General features: G+C 72.6%; 22 protein-coding genes. 14 read left to right on the forward strand and 8 right to left on the reverse strand.

What is annotated here, in order from left to right; translation table 11 throughout:
- The first annotated feature begins 35 nt into the window (after positions 1-35).
- The 5 genes from ABZ738_RS21530 (at position 36) to ABZ738_RS21550 (ending at position 4,962) form a co-directional block, all read left to right on the forward strand.
- Entirely contained in the window at positions 36-812 is a 777-nt protein-coding gene (locus ABZ738_RS21530) for a hypothetical protein (protein ID WP_357215740.1), read from the forward strand.
- A gap of 59 nt (positions 813-871) precedes the next feature.
- Entirely contained in the window at positions 872-1,828 is a 957-nt protein-coding gene (locus ABZ738_RS21535) for an ROK family glucokinase (RefSeq protein WP_176095951.1), read from the forward strand.
- A gap of 1 nt (position 1,829) precedes the next feature.
- On the forward strand, positions 1,830-2,534 hold the full coding sequence (locus tag ABZ738_RS21540; protein ID WP_357215743.1) for an endonuclease/exonuclease/phosphatase family protein: 705 nt from the start codon (positions 1,830-1,832) through the stop codon (positions 2,532-2,534).
- A gap of 91 nt (positions 2,535-2,625) precedes the next feature.
- Positions 2,626-4,035, forward strand: a complete 1,410-nt coding sequence (locus tag ABZ738_RS21545) for an NAD(P)-binding domain-containing protein (protein ID WP_176094905.1) — start codon at positions 2,626-2,628, stop codon at positions 4,033-4,035.
- Between the two features lie 102 nt (positions 4,036-4,137).
- Positions 4,138-4,962 carry an alpha/beta fold hydrolase gene (locus tag ABZ738_RS21550; protein WP_357215747.1) on the forward strand — a complete coding sequence of 275 codons (825 nt, stop codon included), beginning with the start codon at positions 4,138-4,140 and terminating at the stop codon, positions 4,960-4,962.
- Between the two features lie 51 nt (positions 4,963-5,013).
- On the opposite strand, the gene ABZ738_RS21555 is transcribed toward ABZ738_RS21550, so the two are convergent.
- Both ABZ738_RS21555 and ABZ738_RS21560 read right to left on the reverse strand, forming a co-directional pair.
- Complete coding sequence (locus ABZ738_RS21555; RefSeq protein ID WP_131054834.1) at positions 5,014-6,429, reverse strand: trehalose-6-phosphate synthase; 1,416 nt, start codon at positions 6,427-6,429, stop codon at positions 5,014-5,016.
- Between the two features lie 195 nt (positions 6,430-6,624).
- Positions 6,625-7,473: a DUF308 domain-containing protein gene (locus ABZ738_RS21560; protein WP_357215750.1), complete on the reverse strand. Its 849-nt coding sequence runs from the start codon at positions 7,471-7,473 to the stop codon at positions 6,625-6,627.
- A 339-nt stretch (positions 7,474-7,812) separates the two neighbouring features.
- Between ABZ738_RS21560 and ABZ738_RS21565 the strand changes: the two genes are divergently transcribed.
- On the forward strand, positions 7,813-8,517 hold the full coding sequence (locus ABZ738_RS21565) for a lysophospholipid acyltransferase family protein (RefSeq protein ID WP_131054829.1): 705 nt from the start codon (positions 7,813-7,815) through the stop codon (positions 8,515-8,517).
- 15 nt (positions 8,518-8,532) lie between these two features.
- On the opposite strand, the gene ABZ738_RS21570 is transcribed toward ABZ738_RS21565, so the two are convergent.
- Positions 8,533-12,102: an adenylate/guanylate cyclase domain-containing protein gene (locus tag ABZ738_RS21570; RefSeq protein ID WP_357215753.1), complete on the reverse strand. Its 3,570-nt coding sequence runs from the start codon at positions 12,100-12,102 to the stop codon at positions 8,533-8,535.
- A gap of 180 nt (positions 12,103-12,282) precedes the next feature.
- Here ABZ738_RS21570 and ABZ738_RS21575 point away from each other — a divergent pair, with 180 nt between their 5' ends.
- Positions 12,283-12,480 (forward strand): hypothetical protein, encoded by a 198-nt coding sequence (locus ABZ738_RS21575; RefSeq protein ID WP_236146062.1) that lies wholly within the window; start codon positions 12,283-12,285, stop codon positions 12,478-12,480.
- Positions 12,481-12,561: 81 nt separating this feature from the next.
- Here ABZ738_RS21575 and ABZ738_RS21580 read toward each other — a convergent pair whose 3' ends face one another.
- A complete protein-coding gene (locus tag ABZ738_RS21580; RefSeq protein WP_013735136.1) occupies positions 12,562-13,254 on the reverse strand; it encodes a Crp/Fnr family transcriptional regulator in 693 nt (230 codons plus the stop codon).
- A gap of 263 nt (positions 13,255-13,517) precedes the next feature.
- On the opposite strand from ABZ738_RS21580, the gene ABZ738_RS21585 reads away from it, so the two are divergent.
- The 7 genes from ABZ738_RS21585 (at position 13,518) to ABZ738_RS21615 (ending at position 18,358) form a co-directional block, all read left to right on the forward strand.
- Entirely contained in the window at positions 13,518-14,015 is a 498-nt protein-coding gene (locus tag ABZ738_RS21585) for a polyadenylate-specific 3'-exoribonuclease AS (protein ID WP_131055759.1), read from the forward strand.
- 79 nt (positions 14,016-14,094) lie between these two features.
- Positions 14,095-14,595 carry a pyridoxamine 5'-phosphate oxidase family protein gene (locus ABZ738_RS21590; protein ID WP_236145939.1) on the forward strand — a complete coding sequence of 167 codons (501 nt, stop codon included), beginning with the start codon at positions 14,095-14,097 and terminating at the stop codon, positions 14,593-14,595.
- Positions 14,596-14,776: 181 nt separating this feature from the next.
- A complete protein-coding gene (locus ABZ738_RS21595) occupies positions 14,777-15,805 on the forward strand; it encodes a 6-phosphofructokinase (RefSeq protein WP_131055757.1) in 1,029 nt (342 codons plus the stop codon).
- Positions 15,806-15,874: 69 nt separating this feature from the next.
- Complete coding sequence (gene proC / locus ABZ738_RS21600) at positions 15,875-16,693, forward strand: pyrroline-5-carboxylate reductase (protein ID WP_131055755.1); 819 nt, start codon at positions 15,875-15,877, stop codon at positions 16,691-16,693.
- 90 nt (positions 16,694-16,783) lie between these two features.
- Positions 16,784-17,134 carry a DUF2203 domain-containing protein gene (locus tag ABZ738_RS21605; protein WP_131055753.1) on the forward strand — a complete coding sequence of 117 codons (351 nt, stop codon included), beginning with the start codon at positions 16,784-16,786 and terminating at the stop codon, positions 17,132-17,134.
- 448 nt (positions 17,135-17,582) lie between these two features.
- Positions 17,583-17,723: a hypothetical protein gene (locus ABZ738_RS21610; protein WP_161595031.1), complete on the forward strand. Its 141-nt coding sequence runs from the start codon at positions 17,583-17,585 to the stop codon at positions 17,721-17,723.
- 62 nt (positions 17,724-17,785) lie between these two features.
- On the forward strand, positions 17,786-18,358 hold the full coding sequence (locus ABZ738_RS21615; protein ID WP_357215760.1) for a GNAT family protein: 573 nt from the start codon (positions 17,786-17,788) through the stop codon (positions 18,356-18,358).
- Between the two features lie 49 nt (positions 18,359-18,407).
- On the opposite strand, the gene ABZ738_RS21620 is transcribed toward ABZ738_RS21615, so the two are convergent.
- The 4 genes from ABZ738_RS21620 to ABZ738_RS21635 form a co-directional block, all read right to left on the reverse strand.
- Positions 18,408-19,079: an NAD(P)-binding domain-containing protein gene (locus ABZ738_RS21620; RefSeq protein WP_357215762.1), complete on the reverse strand. Its 672-nt coding sequence runs from the start codon at positions 19,077-19,079 to the stop codon at positions 18,408-18,410.
- A gap of 203 nt (positions 19,080-19,282) precedes the next feature.
- Positions 19,283-19,774: a glutathione peroxidase gene (locus ABZ738_RS21625; protein ID WP_357215765.1), complete on the reverse strand. Its 492-nt coding sequence runs from the start codon at positions 19,772-19,774 to the stop codon at positions 19,283-19,285.
- Between the two features lie 72 nt (positions 19,775-19,846).
- The gene (locus ABZ738_RS21630) at positions 19,847-20,749 is read right to left on the reverse strand and encodes a glycine betaine ABC transporter substrate-binding protein (RefSeq protein ID WP_131053841.1); all 903 of its coding nucleotides are present in this window, start codon (positions 20,747-20,749) and stop codon (positions 19,847-19,849) included.
- Between the two features lie 98 nt (positions 20,750-20,847).
- Positions 20,848-21,708, reverse strand: coding sequence for a proline/glycine betaine ABC transporter permease (locus ABZ738_RS21635; protein WP_131053849.1), 861 nt, complete (start codon positions 21,706-21,708; stop codon positions 20,848-20,850).
- Positions 21,709-21,715 lie beyond the last annotated feature (7 nt).

Here is a 21,715-nt window from a genome sequence, read left to right on the forward strand (position 1 = left end):
CCGGCGATCTGGTCGCCACGGTAGAGGAGCCCAGCATGGGTGCGACAGATCCGGGTACGGCCCGGGAAGAGGCGGAGCGGCTGGTCGCCACTCTGCTGGCCGGCGTACGGCTGGCCGCCGCGAACCCCGGCGCCGGGCCGTTCGGCCCGCTCGGTGGGATGGTGACCAGTGTCCTCGGTCACAAGGACGCCCCCGGTGGCCGGGGTGGGCGCACCGAAACCGCCGGTGCCGGTTTCGCCACCGGTGCTGCGGAATGCTGCGTCTGTCCGGTCTGTCGAGGTATCAGCGCGTTGCGTGACCCGAGTCCGGAGTTCGCCGAACGGCTTGCCACCGGTGCCGGCGACCTCGCCGCCGGTCTGGCCAGCTTCCTGCGGGCCTTCACCCCGGCCGACCCGCACTCCGACCCCACCGCACCGCCCTTCGCCCCGTCCCGTCCCGACCCCGACCCCGCCGGGTCCCCGTCCGACCCCCCGGCGCCCACCGCCGGCCCGTCCACGACCGCCGGGCGCAGCCCGGACAGTGATCACGTGTGGCGCGAGGCGACCCGTACCGGGCATGATTCTCAGCCGGCACCGGAGCGGGACGTCTGGTCCGCCGCCACACGGGCGGAGGACGGCGCCGCACCGGTCGCCACGCCCGTCGACGCCGCCGGGCCGGTCGGGTCGACCGCACGCCGCACGCCGGGCGACCGCCCGGTGGTGCCCGCCTCGCGGGTGCCCGACGGTACGCCCGCACCGGGGGGCGAGCCCGCACCGGAGGCGGAGGCCGTTCCGGGCAACGGGCCGCAGGGCGAGCCAGGCGACGGGGCCTGACCAGGGAGGACCCGTACCACCGGCGAGGGCAGGTGCGCGGGGTGGCACAGCAGAGGGGAGTGGCAGCGGTGACGCTGACCATCGGAGTCGACGTCGGTGGCACGAAGGTGGCCGGCGGTGTCGTCGACGACACCGGCAGGGTTCTCGTGCAGACCCGACGGGACACCCCCGCCGACGACGTCGGCAAGACGCGGGACGTCATCATCGAACTGGTCACCGAGCTCGCCTCCGGACACGAGATCCAGGCGGTCGGCATCGGCGCGGCGGGCTGGATCGACGCCGGCCGCTCGACCGTCCTGTTCGCCCCCAACCTGGCCTGGCGCGACGAGCCGCTGCGCGCGTACGTCAGCGCGGCCGTCGGGCTGCCGGTGATCGTGGAGAACGACGGGAACGTGGCCGCCTGGGCCGAGTTCCGTTACGGCGCCGCCCGGCAGGCCGAGGACTCGATGGTCATGTTCACCATCGGCACCGGTGTCGGCGGCGGCATCGTGCTCGGCGGTGAGCTGGTCCGGGGCGCCAACGGCATCGCCGCCGAACTCGGGCACATGCTCACCGTGCCCGACGGCCACCAGTGCGGCTGCGGACGGCTGGGCTGCATCGAGCAGTACGCCAGCGGCAGCGCCCTGGTCCGCTTCGCCCGCGCCGCCGCCCGGCAGGAACCGCACCGCGCCACCGCGCTGCTGGAACTGGCCGACGGCGAGGCCGAGGCGATCACCGGTCCGATGGTGACCGCCGCGGCCAAGGGCGGTGACCCGGTGTCGGCCGAGGCGTTCGCCCAGGTCGGGCGCTGGCTCGGCACCAGCCTGGCGGACATGGCGCAGATCCTCGACCCGCAGGTCCTGGTCGTCGGCGGCGGCGTCATCGACGCCGGTGACCTGCTGATGGGCCCGACCCGACGCTCGTTCACCGATGCGTTGGCGCAGCGCAGCCGGTTGCCGGTGGCCGACATCCGCCCCGCCGAGCTGGGCAACTCGGCCGGCGTCATCGGCGCGGCCGACCTCGCCCGACGGATCTGACATGGGTGCTCCCGGAGTGCCGCTGCGCGTCGTGTCGTACAACGTGCACGGCCAGCGCGACGACACCGCCGCGCTGGCCGAGGTGGTCCGCACGACGGCGCCGGACGTGGTGGTGGTCCAGGAGGGCCCGCGTCGCTTCCGGTGGCGGGAGAAGTCGGCCGCGTTGGCCGAGTCGTTCGGCCTGGTGGTCGCCGCCGGTGGGTTGCCCGCCCTGGGCAACCTGGTCCTCACCGACCTGCGGGTACGGGTGACCGACGCCCGGTGCCGGCGGTTCCCGCTCATCCCCGGGCGGCACCTGCGCGGCGCCGCGTTCGCCGACTGCGTGGTGGGCCGGTCCGCCCGGTTCACCGTGGCCGGCTCGCACCTGTCCACCGACCCGACCGAGCGGCCCGGCCAGGCGGAGCTGTTCCGGCGGGACCTGGCCGCCGCGCCGTACCCGGTGATCGCCGCCGCCGACCTCAACGAGGAGCCGGGCGAACCGGCGTGGCGGACCGTCGCGGAGGGGCTGACCGACACGGCGGTGGCCGCGGACCGCACCGACCGGCTCACCTACTCCTGCGCGAACCCCCGGCGGCGCATCGACGCCCTCTTCGTCGACCCCCGGATCACCGTGGTCGACTACGACGTGCTGGACACCCCGCTGACCCGCCGTGCCAGCGATCATTTTCCGATCCTGGTCGACCTGCTGATACCCGCCGCCGACTGACCGGCGGCGCTCCGGCGGGCTGGACATCCCGCTCCGGAGTGGAGAGGATTTCGCGCGACCCGGCACCCGTGCGGAGACGAAGGAGACCCCGGTGCCCACCCCCACCGAGCACCACGGTCGGTCCGAACCGGAGACGACCCCCCTCGCCCGCAGCCGTGACGGCAGTCCGGTCTCCGACCGGGGCGACACCGTCTGCGTCATCGGCGCCGGCGCCAGCGGCCTGACCGCCGTCAAGAACCTCGCCGAGCACGGCTTCGGCGTCGACTGCTACGAGCGTGAGACGGGCATCGGCGGTGCCTGGAACTGGCGGCACGACCGCAGCCCGGTGTACGCCAGCACGCACCTGATCTCGTCGCGGCCGTTCACCCAGTTCCCCGACTTCCCGATGCCCGACGACTGGCCCGACTACCCGCACCACAGCCGGGTGCTGTCCTACTTCGAGCGGTACGCCGACCACTTCGACCTGCGCCGGCACATCTGGTTCGGCACGGAGGTGGTGCGGGTCGAACCGGTCGGCGACGACCGCTGGGACGTCACCACCCGCAGCACCGGCGGGTACGGCCCGGAGCGCACCTCCCGGTACGCCGCCGTGGTGATCGCCAACGGACACAACTGGTCGCCGAAACTGCCCCGCTACGAGGGGTTGGAACAGTTCCGGGGCGAGGTGATGCACGCCTCGTCCTACAAGGACCCGGCCCAGTTGCGCGGCAAGCGGGTGCTGGTGGTGGGCGCCGGCAACACCGGGTGCGACATCGCGGTGGAGGCCGCCCAACAGGCCGCACGCTGCTGGCACTCCACCCGCCGGGGCTACTGGTATGCCCCGAAGTACGTCTTCGGCCGCCCCGCCGACCAGGTCAACGACACGTTGCTGGCGTTGCGGGTGCCGCTGCGGGTACGCCAGTGGCTCTACCACCGCACGTTGCGGCTGACCGTCGGTGACCTGACCCGTTTCGGCCTGCCCCGGCCCGACCACCGGGTGTACGAGACGCACCCGATCGCCAACAGCCAACTCGTCTACTACGTCGGCCACGGTGCGATCGCGCCGGTGCCGGACGTGACCCGGTTCCACTCGCATTCGGTGGAGCTGACCGACGGTCGGCAGATCGACCCGGAGGTGGTCGTCTTCGCCACCGGTTACCTGCCGCGCTTCGAGTTCCTGGACGGAAAGCTCCTCGGCGACGACGAGGGCGTGGGTCGTCCCCGGTTGTGGCTCAACGCGTTCGTGCCGGAGCACCCCACCCTCGCGGTGACCGGCCTGGTCCAACCGGACTCCGGCGTGTTCGCCCTGTCGCACTGGCAGGCCGTGCTCTTCGCCCGGCTGCTGCGACTGCGGACCACCCGGCCGGACCGGGCGACGGCGTTCGCCGCACGGGTCCGGGCCGGTGCCGGTGAGCGTTACTCGGGTCAGGTCAAGGACTCGACCCGGCACTGGTTCGAGGTCGGCCACGCCGACTACCTGCGGGTGCTGGAACGCGCGTTGCGCGACCTGGAGGCCAAGTGAGCGAGCGAAGCGAGGCGGCGGCGTGAGCGAGCGTGGCGAGCGAGCCATTGGGTTCAGGGCGGGTGTGTCTCGCGCTGTCGGGGAGCGAAGCGAGGCGGCGGCGTGAGCGACCGGGTGCGGGTGATGCGGAGCTGGGAGTGGGCGCGGCCGGTGCGTCCGGTGCGCCGTGAGGTGCTCGGCGCCACGCCCGAGCTGGAGGAGGGGCGGCCACCCCTGTTGTTCGTGCCCGGCTTCGGGCACGGTGCCTGGGTGTACGCCGAACACTGGCTCGGGCACGCCGCCGCGCGGGGGTTCCCGGCGTACGCGGTGAGCCTGCGCGGGCACGGCGGCAGCGGTCCGGCGCCGGACGCGACGCTGCGCGCGTACGCCCACGACGTGGTGCAGGTGGCGGCGGGCCTGCCACGCCAGGCGGTGCTTGTGGGGCACGGTGCCGGGGCACTGGTGGTCGCGCACGCCCTGGCCCGGTATCCGGCCCGGGCGGCGGTGCTGGTGGCGCCGGTGCTCGGCGGGTGGGCGACGTTCGGCGCCGCGCTGCGGCGCAACCCGCTCGGCACGCTGCCGGCGGTCTTCGGCGGTGGGCTGCGTCTGCACCGCCGCCAGTTGTTCAGCGACGAGCTGCCCGACGCCGACGCGCGGCGCTACACCGGTCGGTTGGGGCGGGCGGCCCGGCGGGCGCAGTGGCGGCTGCTGACCGGAGCCGAGCCGGAGCCGCCGGTGGGCCGCCCGCCGGTGCTGGTGCTGGGCAGTCCGGACGACCGGGTGGTGCCGCCGTCGGCGCTGACCGGGGCGGCCCGCCGGTACGACTCGGCACCGCTGCTCTTCCCCGGCATGGGGCACGACCTGATGCTCGACGCGCGGTGGCAGGAGCCGATCGACGCGATCCTGGACTGGCTGGACAAGGGCCCGGCCCGCGACGACCGTCCCTGAACGCGCGACCTCCCGGCCCGGTCCGCGGGGACCGGGCCGGAGTCACCCGCCTCAGCCGCTGGTGAGGTGGGTGACCAGCTCGCCGCTCTGGTCCAGGGTGGAGAGATAGGACCGGGCCCAGGCCCGGATGTCGTGTTCGTGCAGGTGCTCGCGCATGGCCCGCATCCGGGCCCGGACGTCCGCCGGGTCGGCCCGCAGCGCCGCGAGCAGGCCCTGCTTGAGCCCTTCCAGGTCGTGCGGATTGACCAGGTACGCCTGCGGCAGCTCGGCGGCTGCTCCGGCGAACTCGCTGAGCAGCAGCGCGCCCGCGTCGTCCACCCGGGCGGCGAGGTACTCCTTGGCGACCAGGTTCATGCCGTCCCGCAGCGGGGTCACCGCCATCACGTCGGCGACCCGGTAGAGCGCGGCCAGTTCGGCCCGGTCGAACGGCTGGGTCAGGTAGTGGATCGCGGGCTCGCCGACCCGGCCGAACTCGCCGTTGATCCGTCCGACCTCGCGTTCCACCCGGTCGCGGAGGATCTGGTACTGACCGACCCGCTCCCGGCTGGGCACGGCGACCTGCACCAGCACGGTGTCGCGGACCTTGACGTGGCCACCGGCCAGCAGCTCGCTGTACGCCTTGAGTCGCTGTTCGATGCCCTTGGTGTAGTCCATCCGGTCGACGCTGAGGATGACCTGGTCCGGGCTGCCGAGGTCGTGCCGCAGTCGCCGGGCCCGGTCCGCCACCGCCGGCCGACCGGCCAGCGCGGCCATCTCGGCGGTGTCGATGCTGACCGGGAACGCCCCGATGCGGACCACCCGGTCCTCGACCGCGATCCGCCGGTCGGTGGCCGGCAGGCCCAGCACCTTCGAGACCAGTTGGGCGAAGTTGTGCGCGGCCTGGGCCCGTTGGAAGCCGACCAGGTCGGCGCCGAGCATGCCCTGGAGCAGTTCGGCGCGGCGGGGGAGCTGCATGAACAGCTCCGGCGGCGGGAACGGCACGTGCAGGAAGAAGCCGATGCGCAGGTCGGGCCGGAGCGTGCGGAGCAGCCCCGGCACCAGTTGCAGGTGGTAGTCCTGCACCCAGACCACCGCGCCGGTCTCGGCGACCTCGGCGGTGGCCTCCGCGAACCGCTGGTTGACCCGCTGGTACGCGTCCCACCACCGTCGGTGGTGTTCCGGCTGCTCGACCGCGTCGTGATAGATCGGCCAGAGGGTCGCGTTGGCGAACCCCTCGTAGTGGTCGCGCAGGTCCTCGCCGGTCAGCGGTACGGCGTGCATCCGCACCCCGTCGACGTCCGGCAGGCTGGGTGCGGGGCCTGTCCCGCCCGCCCAACCGACCCATGTCGCCGGGGTGTGTCGTAACAGTGGGTGTAGCGCACTCACCAGCCCGCCTGGGCTGCGGCGCCACTCACAGGCGCCGTCGAGCGCCACGTTGTCGTCGATGGGGAGGCGGTTGGCCACCACCACGAGAGAACTCTGTCGCATCTCGGGCATTCCGATCAGCAGGGGAGTGACCGCCCACGAGAACAGGAACAACCGGGCAGTCGGCGGGTGACGTGACGTACTGCGGTATTCCTACTGACAGTAAGTTACACCACTGTTACGCCCCCTGGTGTGGGCGTGCGCGTCCCGGTATCCGGGCGGCTACCGTACGCGGTCGGTGGGAGTTGCCGGGTCGGCTCAGACGACCGCGCCGTCGTCCGGCCCCCGGTCCTCGGCGTCGCCGGGGCGCAGCCGCCACACCAGCGTGACGAATCCGGCCAGGATGCCGGTGAAGCCGAGCAGCGTCACGATGCTCGGGTCGGCGGGGAGCAGGTCCGGGAAGAGGAACAACACGAAGCCGAGCATCACGGCGAGGACGCCCGCCACGGCGTACTTCGACACCCGGGGCAGGGGCGGAGGCGGCGGCGGGACGTAGCGTTCGTCGTCGTCGGGGTGGTCCGGCAGGTCGGCACCGAACGTGTCCAGGCCCTCCAGCAGCGACGGTCCGTCGCCGTCGCGCGGGCCACGGCCCACCGAGACGCCGGAGACGTCGGCGGCGTACGGCAGCCGGCGGACGTCGGTGGCGGTCGGTCCGGCCGGCTCCTCGGGCGTCGGCCGGGGGGTGGTGATCGTGCTGGTGCCGCCGTCGGGCTGGTCGTCCACGTTCTCGGCGGCGGGCCACGGGTGGTCCCCGCTGCCCGGCGAGTTGTGGAAACCGGCGACGATCCGTTCCCACTCGGCGTCGATGTCCGGTTCCTCGGCGCGGGCCGTGCCGGTCTCGTCGGCGAGCTGACTGAGGTAGTCCCGCGCGGTGCTCAGATGCGAACGGTCCACGTAGAGCCGGTCGACCGGCCGGGCCGGGACCGTGGTGGTGCGGGTGACCGGGTTCAGATCGGCCGAGGGTTGCAGATACGCGGCGATGCCGCCGGCGGCCAGCACGTCGAGCAGGTGCTCACCGACGCGCGGGTCGACGTCGCCGGCGATGGCGTACTCGCTGGCGTCGAGCCCGTTGTCCCGCCGTCCCCGGCGGGCCCCACCCGCTGACACCGGACCATCCTCCTCATCGCGCCGCCGGCGCGCCCCGCGTCCAGCCCCTCGACGCACCCCCGCACGCCGTGCTCTGAATCGTGACACGTCCGGGGTCGGTTCGGGGAGTGCCTTGTGGCGTGGGGTACGAAGTCGGTGTCCGTGCCGCTGGTCGCGGCCGTGCCTCTATGTCCGTTCTTGCTCGGAGCGTGCCAGGGGACACGGGCGCCGACCACGCTCCGGCGGTGGGCGGGTCGGCCGCCGGACGTTGTGGCGGGCGGTGGAGCTTCGTAGGCTTCCTGCCACGACCGCCCGGCCCGGCCGTGCCGTCGCGACGACCGCCTCGCCGAAAGGACGCCGGTGCTGTACTGGCTCTTGAAGTACGTGTTCCTCGGCCCGCTGCTGAGAGTGATCTTCCGGCCGCAGGTGGAGGGCCTGCACCACGTACCGGCGACCGGCCCGGTGATCCTGGCCAGCAACCACCTCTCCTTCTCCGACTCGATCTTCACGCCGCTGATCGTGCCGCGGAAGGTCACCTTCGTGGCCAAGGCCGAGTACTTCACCGGCAAGGGACTCAAGGGCTGGCTGACCAAGATGTTCTTCGTCGGCACCGGCACCATCCCGGTGGACCGCTCCGGCGGCCAGGCCGCCCGCGCCGCGCTGGACACCCAGCTCACCGTGCTGCGCGCCGGCGGCATCGCGGGCATCTACCCGGAGGGCACCCGGTCACCCGACGGGCGGCTCTACCGGGGCAAGACCGGCGTGGCCCGGCTGGCGCTGGAGAGCGGCGCGCCGGTGGTGCCGGTGGTGATGCTCAACCTGGACGAGATCCAGCCACCGGGCACGCTCGTCCCGAAGCTCGCGCGGGTCCGCATCCGCTTCGGCCCGCCGCTGGACTTCTCCCGGTACGCCGGCATGTCCGGTGACCGGTTCGTCGAGCGCGCCGTCACCGACGAGATCATGTACGAGCTGATGGAGCTCTCCGGCCGCGAGTACGTCGACGTGTACGCGCAGAAGCTCAAGCCCGCGCCCACCCCGGCACCGGCGGCCCCGCTGGCCGCCTGAGCCGCCTGGCGTCGGTCAGGAGGCCAGCGTCCGGGCGCCCGTCTCCGGTGGACGGGCCAGCCGGAGCAGGCCGGGCGCGCCGTTGCGGTGCGCGAACGCGCGTACCTCGGTCAGCGGTCCGCTGCTCGCCGCCGGGTCGTCCGCCGCCGTGAACTCCCGCACCGCGAAGGTCAGCGCCAACATCCGGTCGGTCACGTCGGGGATCCCGGCGTAGATCTCGGCGGCGGCCAGGTGCAGCTCGGCGGCGCGCCGGTGGTCGCCGTCGGCACCGGCCAGCGCGCCGCTCACGGTCCGCAGCGTCGCCTCCGACCAGGGCGTACGGTGTCCCACCTGGTCGAGCATGGCCCGGACCCGGGCCGCCGGCTTGCGTCCGGCCAGGGTGGCCGCCCAGCCGGCGGCGGCGATCCACTCCCCGCTGGCCAGCGCGGGAACGCTCGTCCACGCCTCGGCCAACTCGTCGACGAGCGCGGCGGCCTCGTCGGTGCGCTCCTGCAACGCCCGGCACAGCGCGCCCATCGCCACCATGGTCCAGTGCAGGCGGTGGAAGCCGCTGCGTCGGGCGGTGTCCAGCGCGGCGGCCACGTCGTCGCCGGGGGCCTCGGTGGCGTCACCGGGCGGCCGGGTCGCCCCGGCGGCCGGCGGCACCGGCTGGCCCCGCAGCACCAGCAGGCACGACCGCAGCCCGCGGACCTGCATGTCCCAACTGCCCGTGGGGGTGTCGACGAACGCCTCGGCGGCGGCGAGCAGGCGCGGGAAGTCCCCCTCGAACCAGGCCCGCATCGCCTCACCCGAGTAGCTGGTGGTCAGCGTCTGTCCGCTGGCGGTGCGCGCCGGTGCGGCCGAGAGCAGCGCGTCCGAGCGCAGCCAGTCGCCCTCCTCACGCACCGCGTACGCGAGGTTCTGGGTGGCCCGGGGCAGTGCCAGGAGCTGCCCGGCGCGGCTGAACTCGGCGAGGGCGTGCAGGTCGTCCAGTCCGGCCCGGTCACCGGCCTGGTACCGGGCGGTGGCCGCGGTGATCCGCGCGTTGGTACGGATCTCGGCCAGCCCGAGCCGCTCGCCGATCTCGGCGGCCGTGGCCGCCGCCGCCACCGCCGGATCGCGTTCGTAGTTGAGCATGTGCAGCCGGCCCAACTCGGCGAAGGCGTCGGCCTTCTGGGCGCTGTCCGGCAGCGGCTCGAACAGCCGCACCGCCCGGTCCAGGCAGACCAGGGCGGCCTGCCGGTCGGCCCGCAGCCAGGCCGCCTGACCGAGCAGCGTCCAGGCCCGTGCCGCGCACGCCTCGTCGCCGCAGGCCAGCAGCCGGTCGGCGAGTGTCTGCACCTGCTCCGGCCCGCCGCCGGAGAGGAACGCGTTGCCGTCGCGGTAGAACGAGATCTCGGTGCTGAGCAGTTCCAGTTGCAGCCGGCCGACCGGATCGGAGTCGTCGGCGAGACCGAGCGCGCGGGCCGCGTGGCTGGCGGCGGCGTCCAACCCGTGCAGCGCGTACGCCCGGCGGGCGGCCCGGTGCAGCGCGGCCCGGGCCGGACCGGCGTAGCGGCGGGTCTCCAGGTCCAGGGACCGGGCGATCTCGTGCGCCGCCCAGCGGTGGTGGGCCAGCACCTCGGCCAGGTCGGTGTCCCGGCTCTGCGACAGGGTGTCCAGCCAGTCGGCCGTCCGGTCGTGCCGGGCCACCCGCTCGGTCCGCGGCAGCCGTTGGTAGCACACGTCGCGGACCAGCACGTGCCGGAAGCGGTACTCCGGCTGGCCGGCCATCGTGGACGCGGCCTGCTCGTGCACGAAGTCCCGCTGCTCCAGCCGGCGCAACGCGCGCTCGACCGCCTCCACCGGCTGCCCGACGGCGGCGGCCACCGCGCCGGGCCAGAACTGCACGCCGACCACCGCCGCGGCCAGCAGCACCGCCCGGTCCTTCGGGTCGAGCAGGTCGACCCGGTTGGCGATGACCGCGTGCACGCTCTCCGGCATCGGCAGGTCCAGGTGCTTCTCCAGCGACCAGCCGCGCCCCGACTGCCGCAACGCGCCCTGCTCGATCAGCATCCGGACGTACTCGTGCGCGTAGAGCGGGTTGCCGCCGGCCACCTCGATCAGCGGGGTCAACAGGTCGGCCGAGAAGGCGGCCTGGCCGAACATGTGCGCGTACAACGCGGCGATGCCGGTGTCCCGCAGCGGCGGCAGGGTGATGGTCACCGAGCCGGTGATCGTCCCCGCCCAGCTCGGATCGCGGTCGACCAGCTCGGGACGGGCGGTGCAGAGCAGCAGCAGCGGCACGTCCCGGGCAGCCGCGCCGAGCAGTTCCACGAAGCGCAGCATGGCGTCGTCGGCCCAGTGCAGGTCCTCGAAGACCAGCACGGTCGGTCGGCGGGCGGCCAGTGCCAGCAGGAAACGCCGCCAGGCCGACTCGGCCTCCTCGGCCGGCAGCGGCGTACCGGCCAGCCCGACCAGCGGGCGCAGCGCGTCGGCGACCCGGTCGCGCTCGCCGGGACCGACCAGCTCGGCGACCGCCCCGGCGAGCCGCTGCGCGGCGCTGGTGGCCGGATCGGTGTCCAGGATGCCCGCCTCGGCCTTGACGACGTCGGCCAGCGCGGCGAACGTGACGTTCTCCCCGAACGGCGGGCAGCGCCCGATTCGCCAGGTCAGCGGCTCGTCCACCAGCCGGCCGGTGTGCCGGTGCAGCTCGCGTACCAGCCGGCTCTTGCCGATGCCGGCCCGGCCGAAGACGGTGACCACCTGCGGGCGGCGGTCGCGCAGGCTGCGGTGCAGCGCGTTGACGAGCATGCCCAGCTCGTGCTCGCGGTCGATCAGCGGCGTGGTGTCCGGCTCCCGGTCGGTGGCCTGCTGGCGTACCGCGGACAGGGCCAGCCACACCTCCGTCGGCGCGGACCGGCCGCGCAGCGTGACCGGGGGCTGCTCGTCGTAGCGGATGGTGTCCCGGGTGAGCGCGTGCGTGGTCCCGTCCACCAGCACCCCGCCGGGCGGGGCGACCGACTGCAGGCGGGAGGCGGTGTTCACCACGTCGCCGGCGACGATCGCCTGCCCGCCGTCGCGGGCCGCCGCCACGTCGACGAGCGCCTCACCGGTCGCCACCCCGACCCGGAAGCGCAGGCCGTCGGTGCCGGTGGGGGTGAACCGGGTCAGCACCCGTTGCAGCTCCAGACCGGCGCGGACGCAGCGCAACGCGTCGGTCTCGGTGGCCACCGGTGCGCCGAACAGGGCCATCACCGCGTCGCCGATGTACTTCTCCACCACCCCGCCGTACTGCCCGACCACCCGGCGGGCGGCGGAGAAGAACCCGGTCTGCATGCCCCGGACCAGCTCCGGGTCGGCCCGCTCGACGTACGGCGTGAAATCGATCAGGTCGACGAAGAGGACGCTGACCCGGCGGCGGTCCTCCTGGGGGAGCGGGGCGGGGCGGTCGCTGCCGGCCCGGGGCGTGCCGCAGGAGGTGCAGAAGGCCACGTCGGCGGCGAGTGGGTTCAGGCAGTGCGGGCAGACGGCGCCGAGCTCCGCACCGCAGCCACCGCAGAAGCGGTCGCCGTCGGCGGCGGTGCGTCCACAGCGATCACACTGTGCGGCGATGACACCCTCCACTGGCGAGCCCCCGACGCCCGGGGGCGCAGGTCCGAGTATCGCTGCCCGGTGGACTGTCGGGTACCGGGCTGTTGGCTTGTGGACACTCCTCCGGGCGGTCCGACGCGTACCGAACGGCTAGATTCAGGCAGCCGATCAAGTGGACACGCTGAGCAGGGGGACAGCCTCATGGTGTACGTCATGTTGAAGAGTGACTGGACCGACGGTAACGGAGTCACCCATCCGGCCGGTGACTCGGTGGACGTGGACGCCGCGACCCTCGCGCTCCTGCAGGCGCAGGGCATCGTCGGCGAGGTGCCGGGGTCGGGCAAGGACGGCACCGACTGGGCCGGTCCGGGCGGTACGGACTGGGCCGGTCCGGGCAGCACCAAGCCCTGACCTGGACGGGTGCAACGGGCGGGGCCGGGGACGATCGTCCCCGGCCCCGCCCGTTCGTCGTGCCCGCGTCGTCGCGCTGGGTCAGCGGTCGCTCATGCCCGCCCGGCGGCGCAGGGCCGGCACGTCGGTGACGACGATCCGTCGACCCTCGGTACGCAGCCAGCCCCGGTTCGCGAAGGACCCGATCGCCTGGTTGACGCTCTGTCGTGAGCCGCCGGCCATCTCGGCGAGCTGGCTCTGGTTCAGCTCGATGGTGATCATCGGAGCCTGACTCTCCCCGGCGAGCCGGACCAGCGTCTTGGCGACCCGACCGGGCAGGTCGAGGAAGACGTGGTCGGCGTTCTGCTCGGTGAGTCGGCGGATGAGCGCGCCCAGCGAGCGCATCACCGCGTCCAGGATGCGCGGATTGGAGTGCACCAGCTCCATGAAGGCGCCCCGGGACAGGGCGAGGGCGGTGCAGTCCTCGATCGCCTCCGCGGACGCGGACCGGGTGGAGGCGTCCAGCAACGAGACCTCACCGAGAACGTCCGGCGGTCGGATCACCGACAGCACGGCCCGTTCGCCGGTCGGCGCGGTGCGGAACACGGCCACGGCACCCCGTCGCAGCACGATGAGCGACTCGCCGGGGTCGTTCTCCACGAACAGCAACTGACCCTTGCGATACGTCCGGGGCACCGCAGCGGCGATGACCCGCTGACGCACCTCCGGCTCCAGCCCGGCGAACATCTCCACACCCGTGAGCGCGTCGCCCGGCTCCGGCAGGCGCATCTCCACGGCCCCACCCCTCCCCGGTAAAGGACCAAACTCGCTCACCGGGTGAGCCTGGCGGCCCTTGACGAGGTGTTCTGACACCCGTGCGGCGTCCGGCAGCGGTACACATCAGATCATGACGGTCCGGTCGCTTGCTGTACACCCCTCAAATCACTTCCGTGACAGCTTCGAGCTGCGGATGTCCCCCAATCGGGACGATTGGAAACGCTCCCGGGGTGGGTGACCCGGTCGAGCGGCCCCGTCGGGCGTCGGCGAGGATGGCGGGGATGGCCTACCGCTACTTCTACGACTGCGAATTCATCGAGGACGGCCGGACCGTCGAGCTGGTCTCGATCGGCGTCGTCGACGAGTACGACCGCGAGTTCTACGCGGTCTCCACCGAGTTCGACGCCAGCCGCGCCGTGCCCTGGGTCCGCCGCAACGTGCTGGACAAGCTGCCCTCCCCGGCGGACCGGGCGTGGCGCTCGCGGGAGCGCATCCGCGACGAGCTGTACGACTTCCTGGTCGAGCCGATCCGGGACCGGCCCGGCGAGGAACTGGAGCTGTGGGCCTGGTACGCCGCGTACGACCACGTGGTGCTGGCGCAGCTCTGGGGCGCCATGCCGGCCCTGCCCCGGGAGATCCCCCGCTACACCAAGGAGCTGCGACAGCTCTGGGACGAGCGGGGGCGGCCACGGTTGCCGAACGCCGACGCGGCCCGTCACGACGCCCTGGTCGACGCCCGGCACAACCTGGCCCGCTGGCGGGCGATCACCGGTTCGTAGCGCCGGTGTCCCCGCAGTGCGGTCGATCGGTGGTTTGGCCCGTTCTGCCCCGGGCATCGGTGTGGCCAACGGTGCCGAGGTGAGGGAGCGTGACGAGGTGTTGACCGTCCGGGACGCCCGGCGCCGGATCACCGAGTTGATCAGGGCGGCCGAAGTCTGCACGCTCACCACGACCTCCCTCGACGGCCGGCTCGTCGGCCGTCCGATGGCGCTGCAACGCGCGGACTTCGACGGCGAGTTGTGGTTCTTCGCGTACGCCGGGTCGTCGACCGTCCGCCAGTTGCGGGTCAACGCGGAGGTGGCGGTGGGCTTCCACGACCCGGACGGGCGGGTCTGGGTGTCGCTGTCCGGTACGGCCCGGGACGACTACGACCCGGCGCGGGCCGAACGGTTGTGGCACCCCGGGCTCACCGGGTGGTTCCCCGACGGGGTGGCGACGAGCGGTTTGACGCTGGTCGCGGTGCACGTCACCGAGGCCCGGTGCTGGGACGCCCGGGACGGCCGTTCGGTCGGCCTGCTGGGGCAGGGCGGCTCCGGCTCGGGCGGTGGTCCGGCGTCCGCCGGTGACGACACCTACTGACTGGCGGTGACGACGCTTACTGGCTGGTAACCGGGGCGCGGTGTGAGGTGGGCCGGTGCGGCGACTACAGTTCGGGGGGACGGCCCGCCCCGGGCCGGCAACGGTGCCGAGGTCTGACCTGACACTTATCCTGGGGCTTGATCGGGCTTGACCGAATTGCTCCCAGGAGGATGAGCGGATCATGCGTATCGGCGTGCTCACCGGCGGCGGCGACTGCCCGGGTCTCAACGCGGTCATCCGGGCGGTGGTCCGTAAGGGCGTCGCCAGCTACGGCCATGAGTTCGTAGGGTTCCGGGACGGCTGGAAGGGCCCGCTGGAGGGTCTGTCCCGTCCGCTGGGCATCGCGGAGGTCCGGGGGATCCTGCCGCGCGGCGGCACCATCCTCGGCTCCTCGCGGACCAACCCCTTCAAGATCGAGAACGGCGTCGAGCGGATCAAGGACAACCTGGCCGCACAGGGCGTCGACGCGTTGATCGCCATCGGCGGCGAGGACACCCTCGGTGTCGCCACCAAGCTGCACGAGCTGGACGTCAAGGTCATCGGCGTGCCGAAGACCATCGACAACGACCTCGGCGCCACCGACTACACCTTCGGCTTCGACACCGCGGTGAACATCGCGATGGAGGCGATCGACCGGCTGCACACCACCGCCGAGAGCCACCACCGCACCCTGGTCGTCGAGGTGATGGGCCGGCACGCCGGCTGGATCGCCCTGCACGCCGGCCTGGCCGGTGGCGCCAACGTGATCCTGCTGCCGGAGCGGCAGTTCGACGTCGAGCAGGTCGCCGGCTACGTCGAGAAGCGCTTCCAGCACCAGTACGCCCCGATCGTCGTGGTCGCCGAGGGAGCCCAGCCGCTGGAGGGCCAGATGGTCCTGCAGAACCAGGAGCTGGACTCGTTCGGTCACGTCCGGCTCGGCGGCATCGGCCAGTGGCTGGCCGAGCAGCTGGAGGCCAAGACCGGCAAGGAGGCCCGCACCGTCGTGCTCGGGCACATCCAGCGCGGTGGCACGCCGACCGCGTTCGACCGGGTGCTCGCCACCCGGCTCGGCCTGCAGGCGATCGACGCCGTGCACGAGGGCGACTGGGGCAAGATGGTCGCGATGCAGAGCACGGACATCGTCCGCGTCCCGCTCGCCGACGCCACCCGCGAGCTGAAGACCGTTCCGCTGGAGCGGTACGCCGAGGCCGAGGTCTTCTTCGGCAGCTGATCGTCGTCCCGACGTCGCGGCGGACCAGCAGGTCCGCCGCGACGCCGGCTCCCGAAGGGGGTACGTCAGGTGTCAGCCGGGGTGCACACCGTCGCGGTGATCGGCGCGGGCAAGATCGGCGAGCTGATGCTCTCCGGCCTGCTGCGGTCCGGCTGGCCGGTGGACCGGCTGCTGGCCACCGCCCGGCGGCCGGCACGCGCCGAGGAACTCGCCGCCCGCTACGGCGTCCGGGTGGTGGACAACCTCACCGCCGTCGACGAGGCCGACGTGCTCGCCGTCTCGGTCAAGCCGCAGGACGCCGCCGCCCTGCTGGACGAGATCGGGCCCAAGGTGCCCGCCGAGAAGCTGGTCATCTCGCTCTGCGCGGGCCTGCCCAGCAGCTTCTTCAGCCGCCGGCTGCCCGAGGGCACCCCGGTGGTCCGGGTGATGACCAACACCCCGGCCCTGGTGGACCAGGCGATGACCGCCATCTCCGCCGGGGCGCACGCCACCGGCACACACCTGTCGCTGGCCGAGGAGATGTTCACGCCGCTCGGCGCGACGATCCGGGTGCCCGAGACCCAGCAGGACGCGGTCACCGCGCTCTCCGGCTCCGGCCCGGCGTACTTCTATCTGCTGGTCGAGGCGATGACCGACGCCGGCATCCTGCTCGGCCTGCCCCGGCAGGTGGCGCACGACCTGATCGTGCAGACCGCGATCGGCTCGGCGGTGATGCTGCGGGACTCCGGCGAACATCCCGTGAAGCTCCGCGAGGCGGTCACCTCACCCGCCGGCACCACCATCTCCGCCATCCGAGAGCTGGAGAACCACGGCGTACGCGCGGCCCTGCTGGCCGCACTCGAAGCGGCCCGCGACCGGGCCCGCGAGCTGGCCGCCCAGGCCGAGTGAACGGCACCGCCGGTACGCGGTGACGACGCCCCGGCGGCGCAGGTCGGCAGCGGGCTCCTTCCGGCGACCGGCGTGCCGCATACTGTCGCGGTGTTCACACTCGCCCAGGCCCGGCACCTGGTAGCCACCCTGCGTCCCCGCATCGACGAGCTGATCCGGGTCCGGGCCGACCTGGCCGAGTTGCAGACCGACCTGGCCTCCCACGGGCTGAGCGCACTCGGCGGGCGCGCCGAGGTGAAGGCGCTGGAGGCCCGGCTGCACGCCACCCTCGACGACATCCGGCAGCACGGCATCGAGATCAAGAGCCTCGCGCCGGTGCTGCTCGACTTCCCCGGCGAACGGGACGGCCGTCAGGTGCTCTGGTGCTGGCTGGAGGGGGACAGCGACGTGCGCTGGTACCACCGCGCCGACTGCGGCTTCGCCGGCCGCCGCCCACTCTGACCGGTGTGGCCCGGGCACGCCGTTGCCGGAGGCGTCTGCCCCAGCTCGCGCACATGCCATCGTCGACAGTGGTTGGTCATCGACCAGGGTGGACGAAACGGCGGCTGTTCGGTGGCGGTGTGTGCCGGTGTGGGCGTTGCTCGCGCGGTAAGGCCGCAGGCGTCCGGGCGGTCGGCCCTTCTGCCGCCAGAGAAGCCGCCGAGTTCGCCGGAGCTATCGTTATTTCGTTTCGGTGGCTGGGGGCAGGACCAGGCCGGCTGGAGGACCTTGTGACGGTGGTGCCCGCAGGCGGGCTGGAACCCGGCGGTGAGGAGCTCCGGCGTTTCGCTCGGCGACCGCTCCGAGGACGGCGACTGCAACTCATCGTCGACGGGGCAGAGCCGGTCGACGTGCCAGAGGTGGTGAGCGAGGCTCTCGCCGTTCCGGTCGCCGCCTCGCACTGCATGACGTGCTCGCGTACAAGGAACGGCGGTCGAGGGCGCGTGGTGAGGCGTTGGACGAGTTGACCGCGGACGCGATCGACACGGGCGTCTACGACGAGGCGATCAGGCGCGGACGCCAGTCGCCAGATGATCAACTCGGCGCGTGACCGGCTCTGCTTGGCCCCCGGCCCACCCGGACCGTCGCGACGCAACGAGTGGAGGCACCTTGATGTTCGCCATCGCCCTGACCGAGGACGCGGAACTGCGTCCGCTCGATCCGTGGCACGCCGAGGAGTTCCTGGCCAACCTGGACCGGGCCCGGGAGCACATCGCACCCTGGGTGGGGCCGTCCTTCGTGGCGAGCGACCTGGACGGGGCGCGGCAGGTGTTGCAGCGCTACGCGGACCGGTGGGCCCGGGACGGCGGCGGGATCTGGGGGATCTGGCTCGGCGGCCGGCTGGTCGGCGGGGTACTGCTGGTGTCGTTCGACGCGGCGACCGGGGTCTGCGAGGCGGGCTGCTGGCTGGAACCGGCGGCCGAGGGGCGTGGCCTGGTGACCCGCGCGGTCGAACGCATCATCGACTGGGCATTGGTCGAGCGTGGCCTGCACCGGGTCGAGTGGCGTACCAACGCGGGCAACGTGCGCAGCATCGCGGTGGCGCGTCGGCTCGGGATGCGGCGCGACGGCGTACTCCGGGAGGTGTTGTCCCGTCCGTCCGGGCGGGTCGACCTGGAGGTCTGGTCGGTGCTGGCGCCGGAGTGGCGGGCCCGCCGCGAGGGCGCGGCGGCCGGCGACGGATAGGCCTGGAGCCGGGTCGCCACCCGTGCCGGCGGTCGACGGGGCTGACGGGTCAGCCGGCCTCGGCCAGCGCCGCGCGCAGCTTGTCGGCGTCGCCGGGGGCCTCCTGCTGCCAGTTGGCCGGTTCGGCGGAATAGACCGTGCCGTAGGCCGGGGTGTCCGGCTGGAACCGCCAGCTCTCGGCGAGGGCGCCGGCGTCCACCGCGTCGTAGCCGATGCGGTCGAGGAACGCGGTGACGACGGCCTTGGCCTCGGCATCGTCCCCGGCGATGGGCAGCGCGCTGCGGTCGGCCGCGCCGGCCGGTCGGGCCAGTGAGGACAGGTGCCTGAAGTGGATGTTGTTGAACGCCTTCACCACGCGCGACTCGGGCAGGTGACGTTGCAGCAGCTCGCTGCTGGTGGCGGTGCCCTCGTCCAGTTCGGGGAACCGGCCGTCGCGCTGCGGGTAGTAGTTGTTGGTGTCGATGACGACCTTGCCGGCCAACGGCGCGACCGGCACCGACCGGTACGCCTTGAGCGGGATGGTGACCACCACCAGGTCACCGGCCTCGGCGGCGGCGTCAGCGGTGCCCGCGCTGGCACCCGAGCCCAACTCGTCGACCAGGTCGGTCAGCGTCTCCGGTCCGCGCGAGTTGCTGACCACCACCTCGTACCCGGCGGCCACCGCCAGCCGTGCGACGGTGCCCCCGATGTGTCCGCTCCCGATCAGACCCACGACCGACACGCCAGATCCTCCCGCCACACGTCGACCCGTCACGTCCGAACCTACCCCCGCCGCAGGCCACCGACCCCGGGTTCGCGCCGGATCCGGTCCACCCCGCCGATCATGGACTTGTGGCGTACCCGAACCGGCACTTTCAAGGCATAACCCCTGCCGCAACTCCATGATCGCCGGGGCTGAGTGTGTGACTGTGGGCGCGGATCGGGTCAGGGGGTGGGGAGGGTCTTCTCGATGGCGGCGCGCAGGGTGGGGTCGTCGGGGGTGACGGTGGGGGCGAACCGGGCGGCGACGGTGCCGTCCGGGGCGACCAGGAACTTCTCGAAGTTCCAGCGGACGTCGCCGGTGTGACCGTCGGCATCGGCGGTGTCCACCAGTGCCGCGTAGAGCGGGTGGCGGTCCGCGCCGTTGACGTCGACCTTCTCCGTCAGCGGGAAGGTGACCCCGTAGTTGACCTGGCAGAACTCGCTGATCTCGGCGGCGCTGCCCGGCTCCTGGCCGGCGAACTGGTTGCACGGCACGCCGAGCACCACCAGCCCCCGGTCGGCGTATTCGTCCTGGAGTTTCTGCAGGCCGGCGTATTGCGGGGTGAGGCCGCAGCGGGATGCCACGTTGACCACCAGCAGCGTACGACCGCGGTACTGCGAGAGGTCGGCCGGGCCGCCGGCGAGCGCGTCGATGGGGGTGTCGAAGACCGTCATGTCGCGAGGCTACCGCCGCCGGTGGCGGGGCCACGTGGGCCCCACCACCGCGGCGAAACGCTCAGTGCCGGGTCAGGAGGTGGCGGCGTCGACCGTGCCGGCGTAGTCCGGGTTGGCCTTCAGCCACTCCTCGACGGCCTTCTCCTCGTCGTCCTGGTGCACGTTGAACATCAGGTCTTCCAGCGAGCCGAGCTGCTGGGTGTCCATCTTGAACTTCTTCAGCATCTCGGCGGCCTCGGGGAAGTCCGCGCTGAAGCCCTCACGGGCCAGGGTGTTGATCTCCTCGGTGCCACCCAGCGTGCCCTTCGGGTCCGCTAGGTCCTTCAGCTGGTAGTTCGCGTAGGCCCAGTGCGGGTGCCACAGGGTCACCACGATCGGCTTCTGGTCCTTGATCGCGCCGTCCAGCGCGGCCAGCATGGCCGGGGTCGAGGAGGTCTTCAGGCTCAGCTTGCCGGTCAGACCGTACTCCGGGATGACCTTGTCCTGGGTGGCGGCGGTCAGGCCGGCGCCCGGCTCGATGCCGATGATCTCGCCGTTGAAGGTGTCGGCCTTGTCGGCCAGGTCCTCCAGCGAGTTGACGTCGCTGACGTACTCGGGCACGGCGATGCTCAGGCGGGCGTCGTCGTACCAGACGCCGAGCTTCTCGAGCTTGTCGCCGTACTCCTTCATGTAGTCGGCGTGCGTCTGCGGCAGCCAGCTGTCGAGGAAGAGGTCGATGTCGCCGGTCGACAGGCCCTGGTAGACGATGCCCGCCTCGACGTTCTTGAGCTCGACCTCGTAGCCCTTCTCCTCCAGCAGGTTCTTCCAGAGGTACGAGGCGGCGATGGCCTCGTCCCAGGACATGTAGCCGATGGTGATCTTCTTGTTGTCACCGCCGGCAGAATCGTCGGAGTTGCCGCAGGCCGCGGCACCGGTCAGCGCCAGGGCGGCGGTGGCCGCCAGCGCGACCCGGCGCACCAGTTTACTGCTCCACATGCGGGGTTCCTTCCCTCGTTGCTGTGCACCGGCGGAACTCGCGGTAGCGAGGCAGGGCACCGGCAACGGGACTTCCCTGCGTGGGTCAGGACGGGGGATCAGGCTCGTTGCATGGCGCGTTGCGCCTTCGCGGACGCGGTACGCGCGCCGATCGAATCGGTGAGACGGTCGAGCACCACCGCCAGGATCACCACGGCGATGCCGCCCTCGAAGCCCGTGCCGACCTGGACCCGGGCGAGTGCCGTCATGATGACCTCGCCGAGGCCACCGGCACCGACCATGCCGGCGATGACGACCATCGACAGCGCCAGCATGATGACCTGGTTGACGCCGGTCATGATGGTGGGCAGGGCCAGTGGCAGTTTGGTGCGCAGCAGGATCTTCCACGGCGAGGCGCCGAACGCCTCGCCGGCCTCGATGACCTCGCGGTCGACCTGGCGCAGGCCCAACTCGGTCAGGCGTACCCCGGGCGGCATGCTGAACACGACGGTGGCCAGCACGCCGGGCACGGCGCCGACACCGAAGTAGAAGATGGCCGGGATCAGGTAGACGAATGCGGGCATCGTCTGCATCAGGTCGAGGATCGGTCGGACGATCGCCGAGGCGCGCCGGTTCTCCGCGATGAAGATGCCCGTCGGTACGGCGAGCAGCAGGGCGAGGCCGCTGGCCACCAGGACCAGTGCCAGGGTGCTCATGGTCTGGTTCCAGATCGGCATCCCGGCCACCATGCCGAGTCCGAGCGCGGTGCCGAGGCCGAACTTCCAGCTCCGCAGCCACCAGCCGAGGCCGGCGAAGATCAGCACCATGACGATCGCCGGTGGCGCGGTCAGTAGGTCGACGAGCGGCTCGACCAGCGCGTCGACGGTGGCGGCGATGCCGTCGAAGACAGCGGACAGATGTTCTCTCGACCAGTCGACGGCGGTCTTGAACGCGTCGCCGATCCGGATGTACGGCAGCATGTCGTCG

The organism is Micromonospora sp. NPDC047793, assembly GCF_040642635.1.
In the GTDB taxonomy this organism is placed as follows: domain Bacteria; phylum Actinomycetota; class Actinomycetes; order Mycobacteriales; family Micromonosporaceae; genus Micromonospora.